At 65.3% G+C, this 19,819-nt stretch carries 18 protein-coding genes; 5 read left to right on the top strand and 13 right to left on the bottom strand.

What is annotated here, in order from left to right:
- Positions 1–4 precede the first annotated feature (4 nt).
- From XI02_RS09510 to XI02_RS09485, 6 genes are all read right to left on the bottom strand, one after another.
- Complete coding sequence (locus tag XI02_RS09510; protein WP_197971332.1) at positions 5–1,339, bottom strand: arylsulfatase; 1,335 nt, start codon at positions 1,337–1,339, stop codon at positions 5–7.
- 360 nt (positions 1,340–1,699) lie between these two features.
- Positions 1,700–2,464, bottom strand: coding sequence for a L,D-transpeptidase (locus XI02_RS45185; protein WP_244980758.1), 765 nt, complete (start codon positions 2,462–2,464; stop codon positions 1,700–1,702).
- 478 nt (positions 2,465–2,942) lie between these two features.
- The gene (locus XI02_RS09500) at positions 2,943–3,563 is read right to left on the bottom strand and encodes a peptidoglycan recognition family protein (protein WP_172648481.1); all 621 of its coding nucleotides are present in this window, start codon (positions 3,561–3,563) and stop codon (positions 2,943–2,945) included.
- 40 nt (positions 3,564–3,603) lie between these two features.
- Positions 3,604–4,815, bottom strand: coding sequence for a GGDEF domain-containing protein (locus XI02_RS09495; RefSeq protein WP_172648482.1), 1,212 nt, complete (start codon positions 4,813–4,815; stop codon positions 3,604–3,606).
- Between the two features lie 688 nt (positions 4,816–5,503).
- On the bottom strand, positions 5,504–6,115 hold the full coding sequence (locus XI02_RS09490; RefSeq protein WP_172648483.1) for a LysE family translocator: 612 nt from the start codon (positions 6,113–6,115) through the stop codon (positions 5,504–5,506).
- Between the two features lie 117 nt (positions 6,116–6,232).
- A complete protein-coding gene (locus XI02_RS09485; RefSeq protein ID WP_018269841.1) occupies positions 6,233–6,637 on the bottom strand; it encodes a response regulator in 405 nt (134 codons plus the stop codon).
- A gap of 160 nt (positions 6,638–6,797) precedes the next feature.
- Here XI02_RS09485 and XI02_RS09480 point away from each other — a divergent pair, with 160 nt between their 5' ends.
- The gene (locus tag XI02_RS09480; protein WP_172648484.1) at positions 6,798–7,667 is read left to right on the top strand and encodes an SDR family oxidoreductase; all 870 of its coding nucleotides are present in this window, start codon (positions 6,798–6,800) and stop codon (positions 7,665–7,667) included.
- Positions 7,668–7,730: 63 nt separating this feature from the next.
- Here XI02_RS09480 and XI02_RS09475 read toward each other — a convergent pair whose 3' ends face one another.
- From XI02_RS09475 to XI02_RS09460, 4 genes are all read right to left on the bottom strand, one after another.
- Entirely contained in the window at positions 7,731–8,672 is a 942-nt protein-coding gene (locus tag XI02_RS09475) for an IS110 family transposase (protein ID WP_018271587.1), read from the bottom strand.
- 337 nt (positions 8,673–9,009) lie between these two features.
- The gene (locus tag XI02_RS09470) at positions 9,010–9,858 is read right to left on the bottom strand and encodes an FRG domain-containing protein (RefSeq protein ID WP_069278912.1); all 849 of its coding nucleotides are present in this window, start codon (positions 9,856–9,858) and stop codon (positions 9,010–9,012) included.
- 116 nt (positions 9,859–9,974) lie between these two features.
- Positions 9,975–10,781 (bottom strand): lytic transglycosylase domain-containing protein, encoded by an 807-nt coding sequence (locus XI02_RS09465; RefSeq protein WP_172648485.1) that lies wholly within the window; start codon positions 10,779–10,781, stop codon positions 9,975–9,977.
- 160 nt (positions 10,782–10,941) lie between these two features.
- Positions 10,942–11,352 (bottom strand): ester cyclase, encoded by a 411-nt coding sequence (locus tag XI02_RS09460; RefSeq protein WP_172648486.1) that lies wholly within the window; start codon positions 11,350–11,352, stop codon positions 10,942–10,944.
- Between the two features lie 329 nt (positions 11,353–11,681).
- On the opposite strand from XI02_RS09460, the gene XI02_RS45180 reads away from it, so the two are divergent.
- From XI02_RS45180 to XI02_RS09450, 3 genes are all read left to right on the top strand, one after another.
- Positions 11,682–12,596, top strand: a complete 915-nt coding sequence (locus XI02_RS45180) for a hypothetical protein (protein WP_245163872.1) — start codon at positions 11,682–11,684, stop codon at positions 12,594–12,596.
- Complete coding sequence (locus tag XI02_RS09455) at positions 12,569–13,423, top strand: CHAT domain-containing protein (RefSeq protein ID WP_246783625.1); 855 nt, start codon at positions 12,569–12,571, stop codon at positions 13,421–13,423. The genes XI02_RS45180 and XI02_RS09455 overlap by 28 nt, the downstream gene beginning before the upstream one ends.
- Positions 13,424–13,593: 170 nt before the next feature.
- Entirely contained in the window at positions 13,594–13,830 is a 237-nt protein-coding gene (locus XI02_RS09450; RefSeq protein ID WP_026192271.1) for a hypothetical protein, read from the top strand.
- A gap of 311 nt (positions 13,831–14,141) precedes the next feature.
- Here the strand turns inward: XI02_RS09450 and rpoD are convergent, their stop codons facing one another.
- Together rpoD and dnaG are read right to left on the bottom strand one after the other, a co-directional pair.
- Complete coding sequence (gene rpoD, locus XI02_RS09445) at positions 14,142–16,274, bottom strand: RNA polymerase sigma factor RpoD (protein WP_018269832.1); 2,133 nt, start codon at positions 16,272–16,274, stop codon at positions 14,142–14,144.
- Positions 16,275–16,527: 253 nt separating this feature from the next.
- Complete coding sequence (gene dnaG, locus XI02_RS09440) at positions 16,528–18,561, bottom strand: DNA primase (protein WP_081334877.1); 2,034 nt, start codon at positions 18,559–18,561, stop codon at positions 16,528–16,530.
- Positions 18,562–18,771: 210 nt separating this feature from the next.
- Between dnaG and XI02_RS09435 the strand changes: the two genes are divergently transcribed.
- Entirely contained in the window at positions 18,772–19,326 is a 555-nt protein-coding gene (locus tag XI02_RS09435; protein WP_172648488.1) for a chlorite dismutase family protein, read from the top strand.
- 5 nt (positions 19,327–19,331) lie between these two features.
- On the opposite strand, the gene XI02_RS09430 is transcribed toward XI02_RS09435, so the two are convergent.
- A complete protein-coding gene (locus XI02_RS09430; RefSeq protein ID WP_172648489.1) occupies positions 19,332–19,730 on the bottom strand; it encodes a gamma-glutamylcyclotransferase in 399 nt (132 codons plus the stop codon).
- Positions 19,731–19,819: the final 89 nt, after the last annotated feature.

Raw genomic sequence — 19,819 nt, 5'->3', positions numbered from 1 at the left:
CCGATTAAGTCCTCCGAACGGGGACATGATCCAGCGGCGCGCCGGACGGGATCAGCGGCTCGCGCCGGACGCTTTGCTCAAAATCCTTCAGGATCTGTCCGAAGTGTACTGCCGTCCAGGTGTGCATGTACGGCAGATCGATCGCCTTGCGCTCCTTGGGATCGACGGTCAGGTTGACGATGTGCGGGCTGGCCAGTTTCTGCGACGGCTCCAGGCTGGTCCGTTGCAGGTACATGACCATCTTGAAATTGCGCCACTTGACGCCGTAGAGCGTGCTTCCCATCCAGTATGGAAAACCGTCACGGGCCGAGCCGTCCTGCTTTCCTTCGAGGAATGCGCGCTGGTCGACGCCATCGATGACGCGGTCCGGCGGCGGCTCGGCCCCGGCCCACCGCAACAGCGTCGTGAACATGTCGGTGATGTGGACGACGTCGTTGCTCTGCCTGCCGGCCGGTACCCGACCGGGATAGCGCACCAGACAAGGCGTTCGCAGCGATCCTTCCATGCCGGTGAAGTAGGAGCCGTCGAAGAAGCCGGAATGCCCGCGCCACGGTTCGAGCTCCTCCGGGCCGTTATCGCCGGAGAATACCACGATGGTGTTGTCGTCAATCTTCAGTTCCTTCAGCGTGTCGAGGACTTCGCCGAAGTCGGAGTCGAGCTCGAGCAGGCAATCCGCCCAGTCGCCTTGGCCCGACTTGCCCTTGAACGAGGCTCGCGGGATCGTCGGCATGTGCATCAGCGAGTGGTTGAAGTACAGGAAGAACGGCTTGCCGGCCTGGACGCTGCGGCGCATGAAGCCCTTGGCGCGGTCGAGAAACTCGGCGTCGACGTCGCGCCGAACGTCGAGCGTGAGCTGCTTGACGTCCCGTGGCGTCTGGCCGCGCTGCGCTTCCATCATGCTGCTGACGCCGTCGCGCTTGGGGTCATACCAGGGATCATCGGGCCAGTAAGATTCGTCCCACGTGCGCGGGGGCCCGTACCATTCGTCGAAGCCGTGATCGGTGGGCCAGCGGCCGGCTGCTGCGCCGACGTGCCATTTGCCGAAGCAGGCAGTTGCGTAGCCCTTCGCGGACAAAACGTCTCCGATCGTTCGTTCCCAGGCGACCAGGCCACCATCGTCACCGGGAAGGGCAACGGTGTGGTTGCCCGAGCGGACGGCATACCGACCGGTCAATAGGGCAGATCGCGATGGGGTGCACTGCGCTTCGGGGGCGAAGTTGAGCAGCTTCATGCCCTCGCCGGCGAATGCATCGATGCGACGAGTATCCGCGCCGCGCAGGATGCCGCCGCCATAGCATCCGAGCTCGCCATAGCCGAGATTGTCGACCAGAAAGTACACAATATTTGGAGGGCCACTCGGCGCAGGTCCCATTTGAGCGCGAGCAGGATCATTTGATGTCGCCGCGATTGTGGACGCTGCCGCCAATGCGGTCGTCGCAAGTAAAACGTCGCGCCGATTCAGAGCGTGATGAGCGCTCGCTTTCGATTGACTGTCCACACGCACCCCCGAGTTTCAAGCCAAGAAGTTGCCGGAACGGAATACTGCACCCATTCTTGCTGCCGAGCCAGTAGCGAAGTGAGGGTATCAGAACTGTGGGATGGGTGGAGCGCAGCGATACCCATCATCCCACCGCGCAGGGACACCTTGTATTGCTTTGACGACCCGTACTTTGAAAAAGTGACCGTATCGTCCCAGCTATCATTTTTCGGCCAACAGAGGGGCAGCTTGTGCCGGAAGCACGATCACTTTCGCTCCGACTTTCACCCGCTCATAAAGGTCCGTGACGTCGTCATTGGTCAGCCGGATACAGCCGGACGAAACCCGCTTCCCGATCGTATCGGGCTTGTTGGTGCCGTGAATTCTGTATTCGGTTTCGCCCAGATACATCGCCCGGGCGCCGAGCGGATTGCCGGGACCGCCTGCCATGAACCGCGGCAGATAAGGCTGGCGCGTAAGCATCTCTGCAGGCGGACGCCAATCCGGCCACTCCGTCTTGCGGGCAACGACCTGTTCACCGGACCATGTGAAACCTTCGCGGCCGACACCGATGCCGTAGCGCATCGCTTGCCCGCCGTTCAGAACGAGATAGAGAAATGTGTTTCTGGTATCGATGACGACGGTGCCCGGCGGCTGGTGACTGACGTAGTCAACCACCTGCCGAACAAATCTTCCGGGAGCGTCAGCTGCTTTTGGTGTTTCGATCCGCGGTGCGGGGACCGGGATTGGAACCGGAGCTGGCGCTGGAGCCTGAACCGGCGCCGCGACGTGAATGGGAGTCGACGGCGTCGGACTAGATGGCGCTGGCACCTGGTGCGCGGCTTGCTTCCGTATCGGTTGAACGCTCGCCGGCCGCCACAGCAAGCCGTACCCCAATGCGGCAGCGGCCACGACGCCAACTACAACTCTTCCGGCGACCGGCAGGGTGAGCGTTTCGATCTTTCCGCGTTTGGCCCGCTTGCCCATACCTCTCCCCTGCTCGCTATGCCCGGAAGGGGTACCCGGCAAATTTTAACAAGCCTCGAAACGATTTCGCTCAGGCTGGAAATCGCCAAGCGTCGTTAACGCGAGCGCTTGTTCTGAAAAGGCTCAGCGAAAGCGGGGAATCCGGTACGCCGCAGCGTCAAGCCGGACGATGACACCGAGACGACGTACGCAATGACGGCGCGTGGTATCGTGCGAGAACCATCCTCATCGTCGTCCCTGCGAAAGCAGGGACCCATAACCACCGAAGTTCATTGTTGCGCAATGCTGGAATGACGAGTCCCGTTCACGGCAGATTGCTCGGAGTATGGGTCCCTGCTTTCGCAGGGACGACGCCGGGAGAAGCCGCGGCCTCTCGGCTCAAGCACTGGCGTCTCTACTGGATCGCCCGGTCGAAGCCGGGCGATGACAGCTGCTTGCTGGGCCGAGCGTCCTCGTCCAAGCATGATGAGTACCCGCCCTACTCGGCCCACTGCCGCGCCATGGTCGCGAGCGCGCAGCCTTCGCAGTAGCGGGCGTCCTTGAAGTCGATCCAGTTGTGCGCGTAGACGCGCTCCGGCGGAATGCCGTAACGCGCGCGCAGCAGCTTCACCAGCACCCGCCAGGCCGCGATCTGCGCGTCGGTCGGGCCGGTCGTGACGTCCGGGTAATTGCCGGCGAACTCGACGCCGATCGACGTGTCCTTGTTCACCAGGTGATAGGTCTTGCTGTTGTCGATGTATTTGTTGTCGTTGCGATCGGCGCCATCGGTGTGGGTCGGAACGAGGTTGTCGGCGACCGCCCAATAGACCGTGCCGTCGGTTTCGACCCAGACCATGACGCCGCGCCGGGTCGGGTTCTTGTGCTGCGCCTCGGCGCCGTATCGCGCCGAGCCCTGCGGCCCCTCGGTCTGGTGCACGATGATGTTGCGCCACGGATGCGATTTGGCGACGTCGCCCCAGGGCGTCAGCCAGACCATCTTCAAGCCGGGAATCTCGGGCGTGCCTTGCGATCGCGCGATGGCCGCGAGATCGGGCGTTTCGGCTGATACGGCGGAGGACAGCACCAGCGCAAGGAGCGCGGCGAGCAGGCGAGGCGTCATTGCGGAAGTCCCGGCGTCGTTCGGTCCCTCGTTAGCACGCTCAGGCGCGCTTGCGCAGGGTCGCCTCCAGCGGATCGGCCATCTCCGGCGCCTTCGGCTCGCAGGTCGCATAGCCGTTCTTGCCGCCCTTCTTGGCGTCGTAGAGCGCGTGGTCGGCGGCGGCGACCAGGCGATCGGGATGCAGGCCGATCTCGCGGGTCCATTGCGCGACGCCGATCGAGACCACGATCGGGATGTCCTTGCCGGTGCACTGCTCGGCGTCGGCGCGGCAGACCTCGAGCACGCGGCGCGCGATCATCGCGCCCTCGCGCAGCGTCGAGGACGGCAGCACGATGCAGAACTCGTCACCGCCGGTGCGGGCCAGCATGTCGCCAGGCCGCAGCCGCGTCTGCGCCATCAGCGTGAAATGCTGCAGGCAGGCGTCGCCGGCGGCGTGGCCATGGGTGTCGTTGATGCCCTTGAAGCCGTCGAGGTCGATCACCAGCAGCGCGAACGCCTCGCCGTTGCGGTCGGAGCGCGCGCATTCCTCGGTCAGCCGCTGCAGGAGATGGCGGCGGTTGCCGACGCCGGTGAGATCGTCGAGCAGCGCGAGGTCGGCGACCTCGTTGCGCAGCCGGTCGATCGCCATCAGCAGGAAGCCGAAATTGAGCGCCATCGACAGGAACACCATCAGCAGGATCACCAGCGACTGGCCCGCAGAGAAGCGGACGAAGGAGAACTCGCCGGGCTGCAGCAGCGCGCCGACAGCACGTAGCGCGTAGATGCCGATCAGCACGGAGGCGACGATGCCGGCGAGCCGGGCACCGGGGCTGACGCGGCCGTTCTCGGACGACAGCAACAGCTTCAGCGTCAGCGCGAACGGCGTGACCTGGGCAACGGTGTAGACCAGGATGCGCATCGGCATGCTGTCATAGGCGAAGATGAAGGTGCCGAGACCGGCGAAGGCCAGCGCCGTGGTCAGCAGGGTGGTGCGCCAGGTCGCGGGCTTGTCGTAGAACCGCTCGATGCCCATCGCGGCAAGGCCGGCGGCGAACACCATCAAGGTCCCCGCCGCAAGCAGCGGCAGCAGCGAGTCCGTCAGCATCACGCGAAGCATCGCGCAGCTGGCGCCGGCGGAGGCGACCAAGGCGGATGCGGTCCAGAACCGCGCCGCGCCGAAAGCAGGATAGCTGCGCGCGACATAGGCCCAGATCAGCCCGAGCGCGAGAAAATTGATAATGAATACCGTCCAAAGCGTCGGAACGCTCAACATCGCCCCTGTTCGAGACCCGTATCGGTCTCGCCTCTCCTGGAATGACCGTCCGCCCCCCCGGGCGTTTCCTCCAATGACAACCCCCGTTGTCTTGCGGACGAGCATGCCGCTGCGCCGCTTAACGGAGCGTCACCCGCAACGTGGCAATCCGTGCTGTGGTTTTGAATTGATGAAGATCTGCGCATCCGCCGTTTGCGCATCGTTAAGCATGACGGATGCGACGACGCCGCGACGCGCGACATGCCCGCGCTTTGCGAAAAACTGGCGAAAACACGTAACAGCTGTGGATAACACGATGACGGCGCCGTGACAGCACGCGGCAGCAGCCTCCGAATCTGCTGAGTTTGATATCGAGGATGTTGCGAGGCTGGCCCTCCGCCAAGCATGCCTCGGAGTCGCGTTCAATCCATGAAACCCTGAGAGGATACTATGGCTAAGAAAGCGAAGAAGGCGAAGAAGGCGAAGGCGAAAAAGGCCACCAAGAAGAAGGCCGCCAAGAAGTAACGAATTCCAGCCCGGGTAGCGGCGCTTGCCCTGCCCGGGCACCCGGACCAGGATAACCGGTCGCAGCGACGTCAACCTCGAATTCACCGGCCCTACATCGATCGGCCCCGACGGACGGGGCGCAAGGCAGCAGGCGCAACGCCTGCTTTTTTATTGCCTGCGTCAGGGCGTAGCGGCCGCGACGTCAGCGCTCCGCGAAGGCGAGCCTGGCGCCGAGCAGGGCAAAGCCCGCGGCAAAGCTCCGCCGCAGCCAGGCCATCACCTTCGGCCGGGTGATGACGCGGTCGCGCACCGAGGCGGCGAACAGCCCGTAAACCGCGAACACCGCGAAGGTCATCGCCATGAACACACAGCTGAGCTCGGCCATCCGCGCCAGCGGGTGCGGCTCGTCGACCGCGATGAACTGCGGCAGGAAAGCCAGGAAGAAGATCGACAGCTTTGGATTGAGGATGTTGATCAGGATGGCGGTCACGATCACCCGCCGGCGCGAGCCCGGCTTGATCGCGGTGTCGACGGCGAGCGCGCCGCGCTCGCGCAACGCCTGCCAGGCCATGTAGAGCAGATAGACGACGCCACCCCATTTCAGCGCCGCGAACGCCACGGCGCTGGTGTGCAGAATGGCGGCGAGCCCGAGCATCGCCGCGATCATCTGCGGCACGATCCCGAGCGTGCAGCCGAACGCCGCCGCGACGCTCGCCCGCGCCCCCCGGGTCAGCGCCACCGCCAGCGTATAGAGCACACCGGTGCCGGGCGAGGCCACCACGATCAGCGACGTCAGCAGAAAGGACCAGGTCACTTCAAATCCGTCACTTCAAGCCCTCGGCGGGCGGGACATCATCCGCCAATATCACGGCGACGGGGACGGCGGAAGCGGCTGCTGGACGGAGGCCCCGGCGCCCGCGCCGACACCCCGTTATGACGACCTGCGCCATCCGCGATGCGAAAGCTCCGACGCCTTCATCTCGGCGACCCGGATCACGTCGAGCGGCGCCCAGGGCTTGGCCCAGAACAAGGCGCCGTCGGGCAGGCGCTGCCGCAGCGGTTTGCCCGAGGTGACGATCACGTCGAGATCGGGTCTGTACTTCTTCGCGGCATAAGCGAGCTCGACGCCGGTCATGTGTCCGGCCAATTCGACGTCGGTCATCATCAGCACGACGTTGTCGCCGTTGCCCTGCAACACCAGTTCGGCGGCTTCGGCGCTCTCGCAGGCGATGACGTCGAACTCGCTTTCCTCCAGCAGCAGCCCGATCATCTCGCGCTGCATCGGATCGTCCTCAACCACCAGGGCCTTCGCACGATAGGGCTTTGACTGTCCCATGGGTGTGGCTCCCTCGGTTTGAATGCTTCGGTTCGAGCGCGTAACATAGATTAAATGCTCAAAATCACTGGATGGTTCAGTTCCAATTTGAGAAAAGCGTGGAAATGCCGTGTTCCTCGCTTGGCAACCACCACCCCCGTTGAGATGGAGCTCACCCGACATGACCGCGATCCCTGGATCCGCCGCCGCCGTGACCGGAGCCGCCAGCGGCATCGGCCGCGCGCTCGCGCATGAACTGGCGCTGCGCGGCTGCGATCTGGCGATCGCCGACCGCGACGAGGCCGGCCTGCAGGCCGCCGCCGCGGAGATCGCGAAAGCGAGCCCGCGCAAGGTCACCGTGCACCGCCTCGACGTCAGCGAGCCGGACCAGATCACGGCGTTCGCGGAGGCCGCCGTTACAGCGCATCCCTCGCTCAACATCGTCGTCAACAATGCCGGCGTCGCGCTGCTCGGCGAGTTCGGCGAGATCGATCAGGCGCAGATGGAGTGGCTGTTCAACATCAATTTCTGGGGTGTGGTGCACGGCACCCGCGCCTTCCTGCCGCAGCTTTCGCGGCAGCGCGAGGCGCATATCGTCAACATCTCCTCGATCTTCGGCATCATCGCCCCGCCCGGCCAGAGCGCCTATTGCGCGGCCAAGTTCGCGGTGCGCGGCTTCTCGGAAAGCCTGCGCCACGAGCTTGCGGTGGCGAACAGCCCGGTGCGCCTGTCCGTCGTGCATCCCGGCGGCGTCGCCACCAGCATCGCGCGCAACTCGCGCGCCGGCACCGGCGTCACCGACAATGCCCGCCGCGCCGAATCGATCGAGCGCTTCGACGCGCTGGCCAGGACCACGCCGACCGCGGCCGCGCAGCGCATCATCGCCGGCATCGAGAAGAACCAGCCGCGCATCCTGATCGGCAAGGACGCATACTTCATGGACCTGCTGCAACGCTTCCGTCCGGCGAGATACTGGAAGACGATGCAACGGATGATGGAGAAGACGGCGGCGCGGCGGATCGCGCGCGATGCCGCGAGGGCGAGCCAGTAGCTCAATGGCGCGGCGCAACCCGCGCACCTCGACCGGCGTCGTCTCGGCGAAAGCCGGCAACTGTTATGTTGGTTTGGTCTGCAGGTACGGCTTTCGGTCTCGCATCATGGCATTGAGGACCGTGAGCAGCTTCCTGGCGACGGCGATGAGGGCGAGTTTGGCTGGTTTTCCGGCCTGTCGCAGTCGTGCATAGAAGGCCTTGAACGGATCAGCTCTGCGAACTGCGTTGAGGGCCGCCATATAAAGGGCGTCACGAACGCGCTTTCGGCCGCCCGCAATCTTGCGCTTGCCGCGGAAGGTGCCGCTGTCGACGTTGAAGGGAGCAAGGCCAGCGAGCGCTGCGAGTTGTTTCGGTCCGACCCGCCCGAGTTCCGGCATCTGCGCGATGAGCTGCATGCAGGCCACGGGACCCACGCCGGGCAGCGAACGCATTAACTTCGCATCGTCCGCGATCTGCGCTTCGGCTTTAATCAATGCGCTGATGTCGGCCTCGATCTCGGCGATCTCGCTGTCGAGGACCTCGATGAGGCGGCCGATGCGTTCGGCCATGGCGCGATCGTCGGCCTCGCTGCGCCGGTTCTTCTCCTGGGCGCGCATGAGGACCAGCTGATCCCGCCGTTTTGCAAGCCTCGCCAAGGCGCCCCGTGCAGGATCGGCGACCTGCTCGGGGGCGGGCTGCATGGCCCGCGCAAAGGCCGCCAGCATCCGCGCATCGATCGGATCGGTCTTGGCGAGTAGGCCGCTGGCCCGTGCAAAGTCGCGGGCACGGGCCGGGTTGATCCGTGCGAACTGGATCCCGGCCTGACGCAGCGCCTCGCGAAGCGCGAGGTCATAGATACCCGTCGCCTCGAAGACCACCAGCGCATCGCATTGCCAACGCGCCACCTGCTGTGTGATGGCCTGTGTCGCGTTGGCAATGCGCCTCGGCACGCCGTCAGCCTCATCAAAGATATCGAGGTGTTTCTTGGAGATGTCGATTCCGACGTAACGAAGAGCTATGATCACGGTGCCTGTCCCTGTGATGCGAGGTCTGTTGGTGCAGCCTCGTGCAACTGTTCAGGTTGATAGATGGAACGGGCGGGAGACCGAGCCGGCTCACGGCGTCAAGCGCCAAGGACCCAACGGCTTCCCGCCCACCCTCATCCTGACACACTTCCAAGACACAGGGACCCATAACCACAGGATTGGGTTGTTGAGCGCGCCGGGACCAAAGCGTCGTGCAACACGGACATTTGTGGTTATGGGTCCCGGGTCAAGCCCGGGACGACACTGAGGATGCTGCGCGGCCCGCGGGTCATACATATGCCTGCGCGTTACACCTGCGCGTCATCGCGACACGCGATTAGCCGCCCAGCTGCCTCTTCACCCCGAGCGCCAGCCGGAACAGCGGATCGCTTTTCTCCGACGGATAGAGCGCGCTCTTCGCCACCTGCGGAAAATTGTCGTTCTTCCAGAACGTCGCCGGCGCGAACGAGAATTTTGCGACCAGGCGCCGGCCGAAATCCATCTCGTAGGGAAAATAGTTCTCCTTCTGCTCGGTGCCGGACATCTCCGGATACTCGCCGAGCAGATAGCCCTCCTGGATATGCGGGCGCACCGCCGACGGCGGGCAGACGCTGGCGAGCCGCACGATCTGCAGGCCGGCCTCGGCGCTCGCGGTGATCGCCCCGCTCAGATTCGGCACGCCGAGCACATAGAGGAAGGCGGTGCCGGTCTCCGCCAGCGAGGCAAAGGAGGCGGCGATCCGGATCGAATGGGTGACGTCGAGCAGCGGCGTGGTGCAGACCTCGTAATGCTGCAGGATCGACCAGCGCAGGATGCGATGCCGCTTCAACCGCTCCAGCCCGAGCAGCTTTTCCCTGGCGTATTCGGCGATCAGGATCCGCTCGGCGCGTTGCAGCGCATCGAACCGCCCGGCCAGCGTCGCTTGATCGGGATTGCCGCGGCCGCCGCGAAACAGCGTCGGCTTCAGCGACGAGTTGCGCTTGATGTTCCTGTAGTCGGCGCCCTGGCCGCGAAACAGCAGCACATGATCGCGGTTGAGGAATTGCAGCTCGGCGATCTTGGTGGCGAGCTCGAGATAAGAGCCGACGCGATGGCCCGGTCCCTCCCGCACCGCCGCGTTCTTCGCGACCTGGCATCCGCGGCGGTCGAAGAACGACCAGATCTTTTGGCTGCCGATGGTTTCCATGGGACGCCCCGCACTCTCAACTCGTCATTCCGGGGCAGCCCGCAGGGCTGAACCCGGAATCTCGAGATTCCGGGTTCTCGCTTTGCGAGCCCCGGAATGACCCGGCGGGATGTTCCTCACCGCCCCACAAGCTGATCGGCGAAATACCCGATGGTCTTGCGATAGATCACCGCCCTGTTCCACTCGCGCATCGCCTCGAAATTCGCGGTGCCCTCGCCATAGGGCGCGCCCATCTTGAAGCCGCTGGTGTGCAGGAGGTTCGCGGTCGAGGCCAGCACATCGGCCACCGAGTGGCGCAGATCGACATGGCCGTCGCCGTCGAAATCGACGCCGTACTTGATGTAGGACGACGGCAGGAACTGGGTCTGGCCGATCTCGCCAGCATAGGCGCCGATCATGTCATTCAGACGGAGATCGCCGCGCTGCACGATCTTGAGCGCGGCGAGCAGTTCGCCCTGGAACAGGTCGGTGCGGCGACAATCATGCGCCAGCGTCGCGAGCACGCGGAACACCGGCAGCTTGCCCATGTCGCCCTTGCCGAAATCCGTCTCGAGCCCCCAGATCGCGACCAGGATCTGGCGCGGCACGCCGTATTGCTGCTCGATCTTCGAGAGCAGCACGGCGTGCCGCTGCAGCATCGCGCGGCCGCCATTGATGCGCCCGGGCCCGACCCGGGTTGCGACATACTGCTCGAAGGTCTTGTTGAAGGTGTAGCGCTGCCGCCGGTCGAAGGCGAGCACCCCGCCATCCTGCTGCACGCCGCCGAGCGCCGCCGAGATCACGTCCTGCTGGACGCCGGCCGCCGCCGCCTCCTGCGAGAACGACTGGACGAAGGCCGGAAAACTGCCGCCGCAGCGCGCGGCATATGAGGGGGTGGCAAGCAGCAAGGCGCCGAACACAACCGCCAAACGACACCTGAGCATGCAAAAATCCCCCCGCTTCGAATGGCCGATCATGCCATGGAGCAAACGAGGCAGTCAAAGTGTCGGCACCACACTCCATCCTCGGCGGGCAGTTACGCCTTCATCAGCCGCGCGGCCAAATCTCCCTGCGTTGATCAACTGACGAAGGTGTAGCTGACGATCAATCCCTGAGCTGCCGCTCCAGGTCGACAAAATCGATCTCGGCCCAGCGCTCGGAAATCCTGCCGTCCTGAATCCGCCAGAACGTCATGCCGCGGAATTCGACGTGGCGGCCGGTTGGCTGAATGCCGCGCCACGGGCTGCGGTGCCGGCCGCGCCAGACGAAGCGGCCGGCGACGATGTCGCGCTCGGCCACCAGGCATTCCGCCACCGCCGACAGGTCGGCGAAGGTCTCGTGCATCGCGGCCGAATGCGCGATCACGTCCTCCGCGCTCAGCCGCTTGCCCGCCGCATGGTCGAAGAAGTCGGGCGCCAGCTGCGCGCGGATCGCCTCGGGATCGTGGCGGTTGGTCACGGCGTCGTAATGCGCGAGCACGAGCGCCTTGTTGGCGTCGATTGTGGCGTTGGACATCGGCGATCGGTTCTCGAAGGAAAGGTTGTAGAAAGAGAAGGATGCGCCTCATACGCGAATCGGACGGGGTGGCGCAAGTGACGATGGTCAGAAAAAGCTCGGCTTTCGGCCGTCGTTCGTTTGCGCGCCGATGCGAAAGACGGCTGCCGGGAAAGTGCGCCGCCGTGCGCGGCTCCGCCGCCAGCGATTCCCCCGCCTCGGCGCGAACGGCAGGCGGCCGGCCTGCAGGCGGTAACATCATCCGATGGCTTGGCTGTCGGTGGCGCCTGCAAGCGGCGGTCGGCGGCGGCGAGCGACGCACTACAGGCCAGCATTTGCGGACGCGACGCATGAACGCCGAAGCCGCCGGCCGCGACCAAGAAGCGCGGGCTGTGCAAGCCGCTTCCGCCACGCGGCCGGCCGCGCTGTCTTGTTCATGCAAAGCCAGCTTCGAGATCAAGCTCGGCATCGCGACCGCGCTGATCGCTGATGATCCGACCCGTGCGGTGCAGGCCTTCGCCGCGCTCGACCGCGAGATGTTCGACTGGATGAAGCGCGAGGTCGGCACATCGGGCGATCGCGCCGTCGCCGAAGCGATCCGCGCCCATGCCGATCATCTCTTGTTCGCGTTCGGCCGCTTCGCCACCGGCGCCGGCTCCGCCGTGGCGCAGCCGGCCTTTGCCGCCGCCGTGCTGCGCTGGAAGACGCTCGGCGGTGCCGACGCCACGGCGCTGCGCCAGCTCGAGACGGAGGTCGCCGGCAAGGACGAGGAGACCGCGACGCTGCTGCGCACCGCGCTCCGGCTCAACGGCGAGAAACAGGAGCTGTTCTCGTCGGGCAATGTCGACGACTGGGCGAGGTCGGTGTGGGGGCGGCAGGACGCCGCCGAGAAGGCGCTGCAGAAGCGGCTCGATGCAATCGGCGCGAAGCTGCCGCAAGACCCGATCCGCCCCTCGCAGCTGCTCGCGTCGCAGGAAGCCGTCGTCAACTATTTCATCACCCGGCAATGGAAGGCGGATCGCCAGGCGAAGGACCCGCTGGCGGCAACCGTGCTCTACGCCATCGTCGAGACCGCAACGCGCGAGCCGCACGTGGTCGATCTCGGCGATCCCGGCCGGATGGTCGACACCGGCGTGCGCACCGAGATCGCGCGGCTGCGCGCGACGCGGGCCACCATGCCTATCCCGACGCGCACGCGCCCGACGTCAAGGGCCGCTTCCAGAATCTTCGGGCGCGGCTGTTCGCGCCGCTGGAGCCGCTGCTGAAGGACAAGACCACGCTCTATGTCGTGCCCGACGGCTTCCTGTTTGCCGTGCCGTTCGCGCTGCTGCCCGGCAGTGGCGGCGGCCTGCTGGAGGACAGGTTCACGATCCGGATGCTGACCAGCCCCGATGCGCTGATCGCGATCCATGCGCGCGAGACGCTCGATCAGCGGGGTTCGATGCTGCTCGCCGGCGGCATCGAATATGGCGAGCCGGGGCCGATGCCGCTGCCCGCGACCCGGACCGAGATCGAGGCGATCGCAAAGCTCGCCCGCACCCGCGGCGCGCCGGTCGAGATGCTGACCGGGCGCGGCGTCAGCGAGGGCACGCTGCGCGCGGCGATCGGCAAGGCGCGCATCGCGCATCTGGCGACGCACGGCTTCTATCGCGACGGCACGGCATCCGGCCTCGACACGCTGTGGCAGAGCGGCATCGTGCTGTCGGACGCCGGCGACAGCCGATTTCCGCTGCGCGACGAGAACGACGGCTATCTCTATGCCTTCGAATTGATGGACTGGGACCTGTCCGGGCTCGATCTTCTGGTGCTGTCGGCCTGCGAGACCGGCCGCGGCGACGAGAGCTTCGTCAGCGGCCTGCGCGGCCTGCAGACCGCGCTCGGCATCGCCGGCGCGCGGCGCGCGCTGCTGACGCTGTGGCCGGTCGCCGACGAGGGTACCGCGAACTTCACCGTGCGGTTCTACGAGCACCTGGCGGAGGGCCTGACCTATTCCGATGCGCTGCGCCGGACCAGGCGCGATGCGCGCGACGGCAAGGTCGCGGGCGCGGCCGATGCGAGCGTGTGGGCGGCGTTCGTGCTGTTCGAGGGCTGAGGCGTATATGTCGTTGATGTGACCGAACGGGCGCCGCAAGCGCATGCCGGGCCGTACTGCCCGCGACATTGCGCAAGGGCCGCACGCAACCCCATCGCGCAGGGCAGACCGGCGCACGGGCGCGGGCGATTTGCTTTGACAGCGGCGCCCCGATCGAGGACAAGCCGCGCATGCCGAAAAAACCCGGGACCAATCCCAAAGGCGAATTCGCCTTCTTCAACGTCTTCTATGAAGACGGCTCGCAGCGCTCCAACCGCCGCGTGCCGTCGGAGCTCATTGGCGGGCTCGACGGCGACGAGCCGGTGCGTGCCTTCCTGCGCGAGCAGGACCGCGAGATCGCCGAAAAGGGCGGCCGCCCGCCGCTCGAGATCAAGTCCATCGAGCGCGTCGGCGCGAAGAAGAAGTAGCGGCGAGCGAAGCTCTCGCACCTCATCAACATCGGAGCAAGCGGCCCCCTCTCCCCGCCCCTCCCCCGCAAGGGGGGAGGGAGCGCTTCCGCCGGTGCCTCCCTCACTCGCGATCAATCCGCACCCTTCGCAAGACACGAAGCATCATGCGACGTAACATGAGCACGCTCTTCAGGCTCCCTCCCCCCTTGCGGGGGAGGGTGGGGAGAGGGGTGGCCGCGGGCACTGATGCCTGAAGTATGAAGCGGACGAGCCAAACAAAAACGGCGGGCCTCAGCCCGCCATTCTTGTTTCGATGAATACCGATCGATTTAGTTGTCGAGGAACGACCGCAGCTTCCGCGACCGCGACGGGTGCTTCAGCTTGCGCAGCGCCTTGGCTTCGATCTGGCGGATGCGCTCGCGGGTGACCGAGAACTGCTGGCCGACTTCTTCCAGCGTGTGGTCGGTGTTCATGCCGATGCCGAAGCGCATGCGCAGCACGCGCTCCTCGCGCGGGGTGAGCGAGGCCAGGACGCGCGTGGTGGTCTCGCGCAGGTTGGACTGGATCGCGGCGTCGATCGGCAGGATCGCGTTCTTGTCCTCGATGAAATCGCCGAGATGCGAATCCTCTTCATCGCCCACGGGCGTTTCGAGCGACAGCGGCTCCTTGGCGATCTTGAGGACCTTGCGCACCTTCTCGAGCGGCATGCCGAGCTTCTCGGCGAGCTCTTCCGGGGTCGGCTCGCGGCCGATCTCGTTCAGCATCTGGCGCGAGGTGCGGACGATCTTGTTGATCGTCTCGATCATGTGCACGGGGATGCGGATGGTGCGGGCCTGGTCGGCGATCGAGCGGGTGATCGCCTGCCGGATCCACCAGGTGGCGTAGGTCGAGAACTTGTAGCCGCGGCGATATTCGAACTTATCGACCGCCTTCATCAGGCCGATATTGCCTTCCTGGATCAGGTCGAGGAACTGCAGGCCGCGGTTGGTGTATTTCTTGGCGATCGAGATCACGAGACGGAGGTTGGCTTCCACCATCTCCTTCTTGGCCTGACGGGCCTCGCGCTCGCCCTTCTGCACGCCGTGCACGATCTTGCGGAATTCGCCGATCTCGAGCCCGGTGAGCGCCGCCAGCGACTGGATCTCGTGGCGCAGGTCCTTGATGCGGTCCTTCTCGTGATGGACGAAGTTCTTCCAGCCCTTGGCCGACAGCTTGGAGACGCGGTTGAGCCAGCGGGGGTCGAGCTCCGACCCCTGGTAGTTGCGCAGGAAGTCCTCGCGCGCAACGCCGTGGCTGTCGCCGAGGCGCAGCAGGCGGCCCTCGAACGAGACCAGCTTCTTGTTGATGTCGTAGAGCTGCTCGACCAGCGAATCGATGCGGGCCTGGTTGAGGCGCAGCGACTTCACCTCGACGATGATCTCGTCCTTCAGCTTCTTGTACTTGCGCTCCTGCGAGGGCGACAGCGACTCGCTCTGCAGCTGGTTGGCGATGTCCTGCTCCTGCAGGCGGCGCAGCTTCTTGTACTCGGATGCGATCTTGTCGAAGGTCTCGACCACCTTCGGCTTCAGCTCGGCCTCGATGGCGGCGAGCGACATCTGGTTCTCGAACTCGTCGTCGTCCATGTCGCCTTCGGCGGCGGCCTCGGCGGGATCCTTCTCCTCGGTGGCGGCTTCGCCACCGGCGGGCGCGGCGCGGAACGGGGTCGGCGATGGCGGCGCGGCCGGCGGCGCGACATGGGCCGGCGCGCTGCCTTGCGCATCGCCGCCATTGCCTTCAGCGGCGGCGCCCTCCGCGCCGTTGTTGCCGATCAGGTTCGGATTGATGCCGCCCTTCGATTCCGGTCCGGCATAGGTGGCTTCGAGATCGATGATGTCGCGGAGGAAGATCTTTCCTTCGTTGAGCTCATCGCGCCAGATGATGATGGCCTGGAAGGTCAGCGGGCTTTCGCAGAGGCCCGCGATCATCGCCTCGCGGCCGGCCTCGATGCGCTTGGCAATCGCGATTTCGCCCTCGCGCGACAGCAGCTCAACGGTGCCCATCTCGCGCAGATACATGCGCACGGGATCGTCGGTGCGCTCGCCGGGCTCCGACTTCTTGACCTCGGTGACGGCCTTCTGCGTGACCTCGACGAGCTCGTTGTCGGTCTCGTCGTCGCCGTCGTCCTTCTCGTCCTCGCCTTCGCTATCGTCGGCCTCGGTGACGTTGATGCCCATGTCAGACAGCATCGACATGATGTCTTCGATCTGTTCGGGCGAGGTCGTGTCGGAAGGCAGCACTTCGTTGAGCTGATCGAAGGTCACGAAGCCGCGCTTCTTGGCCTGCTTGATCATCTTCTTCACCGCGGCATCCGACAGGTCGAGCAACGGCGACGGCGCGTCAGCGGCATCCTTCTCAGGAGCATCCGCTGCCTTGTCGTCCTTTTCCTTGTCCTTAACCTGCAGCGTCTTTGCCTTGGTGGCCATTCACTAAGCTCCCGAAACGCGGTCATGCAAAATGGCGCCACGCACGCGCATCCGCACGAAATCTAGATTTACTCTCTCGACGCACAAAGGGCGGCGCAATATCTCGCCACCCCTGTCATCCGTCTCGACGGTTTCCAATCTGCAATAGCCGCGAGGCTATTAAGTTTCGCTTAACCCTGTTTTTGCAGCCAAACCATGGATTTGGCGAGTCTTTTTGCGGGTGCGGCCAGCGCCATCCGCAGCATTTTTGTTATCAGACATTACGCTGGAACCGGCCCGATAATTCGCCGAACCCTTCAATCAGGGCTTCGGTCCCGTCGGCTTCTGCCATCCGGGCCTGGATATCCTGCAACCATGCCAGATTGGCCTCGCTGGAGTCTTCAGCCAAAGCCGCTTCCGCATCTTTTCTTTCCCTAAGTAAGGCGTGGGTTTTCTGATGCAAGGCAACGAGTTGACGCCAGGTTGATAAAACATCCTCGCGCGCCGCGCCGATCTGCGCGCCCCACACCGCCTGAGTTGTGATCGCCCGCTCAACCCTTTGAAGAATCTGTGATAATCCGCCCGCTTCGAGGTCGGCCCGCATCTTCTCGGCCTGCTCCTCGGCGTCAGGGGAATGGTGATGGTCGTGGGCAAAGGCGGCGATGATGGCGGCCCTGAGCTTGTGGGCCTCGGGATGGGCGAGCTCCAGCGCCGCCACCTCCTCGAGATGGTCGTGCAGCAGCCAGGGGTGGTTGATCAGGGATTGCAGGATCAGGGCCTCGCGGCGGGAGATCGCGCTGCGCTGGCCGCGCATGATCGGGCTGTTGGCCAATTGGGGGCTGGCGGCCTGGTAGGGACCCCGTGAAATCCCGGGGGTGGCGCCGGCCTTGGCACCGAACCGGCCGCCTTGCAGGCCTCCTTGTCGGCCGTTCTGCGCAGGTCCCCGGGGGGCAAACTGGCGGGGTGATTCGCCGCTGCGGCCGCCGCCGAAATTGCCCCGTCCGTAGCCGCCGCGGCCATAACCGCCGCGGCCGCCCTCGGGCGCAAAATTGCGCTGCAGCCGCTCCTGCAGGTCCTGCCGGTAATAGCGGCGCACCACCTCGTCGCGGATGCCATTGGTGAGCTCGCCGATCCGCGCCTCCAGCGCGGCCCGGCGCTCGGGCGTAGCGAAATTGCCGCCCTCGATCTCGCGCGACCAGATCATGTCGGCGAGCGGACGCGCGGCCGAGATCACGTCCTCGATCGCGCCGCGGCCGCCGGAGCGGGCGAGATCGTCGGGGTCCTGCCCTTCCGGCAGCAGCGCAATCCGCAGGCTCTTGCCGGGCTTGAGCTGCGGCAAGGCGATGTCGGCCGCGCGGTACGCCGCCTTCTGTCCGGCGCGGTCGCCGTCAAAACAAAGGATCGGCTCGTCGACCATCTTCCAGAGCAGGCCGAGCTGGTTTTCGGTCAGCGCAGTGCCGAGCGGCGCGACGGCGCCGGGAAAGCCCGACGTGACCATGGCGATGACGTCGACATAGCCCTCGACGACGATCAGCTGCGCGCCGTCATGCGCGGCCTGCCGCGCGGTGAACAGATTGTATAGATTGTCGCCCTTGTGAAACAGCGTGGTTTCCGGCGAGTTCAGGTACTTTGCCGGAACGTCCTTCTCCAGCGCACGGCCGCCGAACGCGATGACGCGGCCGCGGGCATCCGTGATCGGAAACATCACGCGGTCGCGGAAGCGATCATACGGCACCGGGATATCTTCGCCGCCGATCAGAAGCCCCGCCTCCACCATGTCGTCGGTAGAGATGCCCTGCCCGCCGAGGTGCTCCTTCAGCGCGAAGCGATCCGGCGGCGCATAGCCCATCCGGAACTGGAGCTGGGTCGCCGGCGAGATGGCGCGGTCGGCAAGATAGCCGCGCGCCTTGGCGCCGCCCCGCGAAGCCAGCGTGTCGGCAAAGAACTTGGTCGCCAGTTCCATCACGTCGTGCAGCGTGCGACGGTGCTGCTCGTGCCGCGCGGCATCGGGCGTCACGGCCGGCAGCGGAACACCCGCCATCGCGGCGAGGCGTTCCACCGCCTCGGGGAAGGTCACGCCCTCGGTCTTCATCAGGAAGTCGAAGATGTTGCCATTCAGCCCGGACGAGAAGTCGAACCAGGCCTGCTTCTGGTCATTGACGAAGAAGGACGGCGTCTTCTCCTGCTGGAACGGCGACAGCCCCTTCCACTCCCGCCCGGCCTTCTTGAGCTTGACGCGCCTGCCCACGACTTCCGAGACCGGAAGCCGGGCGCGCAGCTCATCGAGGAATTCGGGCGTGAAACGCATCAGTCAGGATTTTGGGCTCGAGCGGCGAATCGCGGACAACCGGTTAGCCATATAGCGGCACGACCCGCCATGCCGAACAATGTGGGGCTTTTCCGGGCTATTCACAGGTCTGGCCCGTCACGGCTCCATCGAGCGGGCTACCCCCAAATCCACGGTGGAGAGCCCGTGCGGCAAGCTTGCCCCCTCCCCGCTTCCGGGATTGGATAGGCCATGTTCACGACATTCAGAGGCGGGCAGAGCGGCGGCTGGCAGGTCACCTCCATCACGCGGGTGAAGGGCGAAACGCTGCCGAAGGTCGCGGCGCTGTCGATCGTTGCGAGCGAGTCGATCGCGCTGCCGCTGCTGCCGTCGCAGAACGCATGGCGGCTCGCCGGCGTCGCCAGCCATCTGCGCTACACCGAGAAGGAGGAGCGCGAGAAGCTCTTGGCCGTGCAGGCCGGGCTCGGCCGCAGCGAGGCAAGCCACGCGGCGCTGATCCCGATCAGGAAATCCGCGGCGTGGTGGGAGCTCACCCAGGAGGAGCGCCGCCAGATCTTCGAGGACAAGTCGCACCACATCGAAGGCACCCTGAAATTCCTCCCCGCGATCGCCCGCCAGCTGTTTCATTCGCGCGACCTCGGCATGCCCTTCGACTTCCTGACCTGGTTCGAGTTCGCACCCGACCACGTCACCCTGTTCGACGAACTGGTCGGCATGCTGCGCGCGACCGAGGAATGGACCTTTGTCGAGCGCGAGGTCGATATCCGCGTCGAGCGGGAAATCTGACGCAGCTACTGCTCCAGGAACTTTCCTGACGCAATCCGCGGCCGCTCGGTGACCGGCCAGTTGTAGAGATAGGTCCACGCCTCGCGCACGCTGCCGTCGGCGAGCGTGACCTCGAGCAGCTCGCGGACATATTCGGTCGGCGGCGGAAAGCCTTCGCCGCAGGCTTCGTACATGTCGAATTCACGCAGCATGGCCTCGCGCTCACGCAGGCGGAACAGTTCGCCATGCACGATGTCGGCCGGATCGTCCGACACGACGAGGCCCGGATAATGTTTCACCAGATAGAGCCGGCCGCGGCACTGCGCCGGCCCGAGGAATTCGGCGTTGCCCGCGAGCAGCTTCGCCATCGGATGGTCGAAGCCGCGCATCAGCGTGCCGTAGACGAAGAGAAGGTCGGAGGTCATGACCCTCTATGTCATTGCGAGCGAAGCGAAGCAATCCATGGCACCGCAAAGATGGATTGCTCGCTGGCGATCTCCCGTCATCCTGAGGA

The sequence above is a fragment of the Bradyrhizobium sp. CCBAU 21365 genome (genome assembly GCF_015291305.1).
Classification (GTDB): domain Bacteria; phylum Pseudomonadota; class Alphaproteobacteria; order Rhizobiales; family Xanthobacteraceae; genus Bradyrhizobium; species Bradyrhizobium elkanii.
The sequence above is the reverse complement of the archived record's forward strand: the minus strand, read 5'-3'. Positions and strand labels throughout refer to the sequence as shown.

What these genes read in the sequence shown, in the direction of transcription:
- XI02_RS45185 (WP_244980758.1), bottom strand. Translation starts at nt 2,464, where the DNA reads ATGGGCAAGCGGGCCAAACGCGGAAAGATCGAAACGCTCACCCTGCCG.
- XI02_RS09500 (WP_172648481.1), bottom strand. Translation starts at nt 3,563, where the DNA reads ATGACGCCTCGCCTGCTCGCCGCGCTCCTTGCGCTGGTGCTGTCCTCC.
- XI02_RS09495 (WP_172648482.1), bottom strand. Translation starts at nt 4,815, where the DNA reads ATGTTGAGCGTTCCGACGCTTTGGACGGTATTCATTATCAATTTTCTC.
- XI02_RS09485 (WP_018269841.1), bottom strand. Translation starts at nt 6,637, where the DNA reads ATGGGACAGTCAAAGCCCTATCGTGCGAAGGCCCTGGTGGTTGAGGAC.
- XI02_RS09480 (WP_172648484.1), top strand. Translation starts at nt 6,798, where the DNA reads ATGACCGCGATCCCTGGATCCGCCGCCGCCGTGACCGGAGCCGCCAGC.
- XI02_RS09470 (WP_069278912.1), bottom strand. Translation starts at nt 9,858, where the DNA reads ATGGAAACCATCGGCAGCCAAAAGATCTGGTCGTTCTTCGACCGCCGC.
- XI02_RS09465 (WP_172648485.1), bottom strand. Translation starts at nt 10,781, where the DNA reads ATGCTCAGGTGTCGTTTGGCGGTTGTGTTCGGCGCCTTGCTGCTTGCC.
- XI02_RS09460 (WP_172648486.1), bottom strand. Translation starts at nt 11,352, where the DNA reads ATGTCCAACGCCACAATCGACGCCAACAAGGCGCTCGTGCTCGCGCAT.
- XI02_RS45180 (WP_245163872.1), top strand. Translation starts at nt 11,682, where the DNA reads ATGAACGCCGAAGCCGCCGGCCGCGACCAAGAAGCGCGGGCTGTGCAA.
- XI02_RS09450 (WP_026192271.1), top strand. Translation starts at nt 13,594, where the DNA reads ATGCCGAAAAAACCCGGGACCAATCCCAAAGGCGAATTCGCCTTCTTC.
- rpoD (WP_018269832.1), bottom strand. Translation starts at nt 16,274, where the DNA reads ATGGCCACCAAGGCAAAGACGCTGCAGGTTAAGGACAAGGAAAAGGAC.
- dnaG (WP_081334877.1), bottom strand. Translation starts at nt 18,561, where the DNA reads ATGCGTTTCACGCCCGAATTCCTCGATGAGCTGCGCGCCCGGCTTCCG.
- XI02_RS09435 (WP_172648488.1), top strand. Translation starts at nt 18,772, where the DNA reads ATGTTCACGACATTCAGAGGCGGGCAGAGCGGCGGCTGGCAGGTCACC.
- XI02_RS09430 (WP_172648489.1), bottom strand. Translation starts at nt 19,730, where the DNA reads ATGACCTCCGACCTTCTCTTCGTCTACGGCACGCTGATGCGCGGCTTC.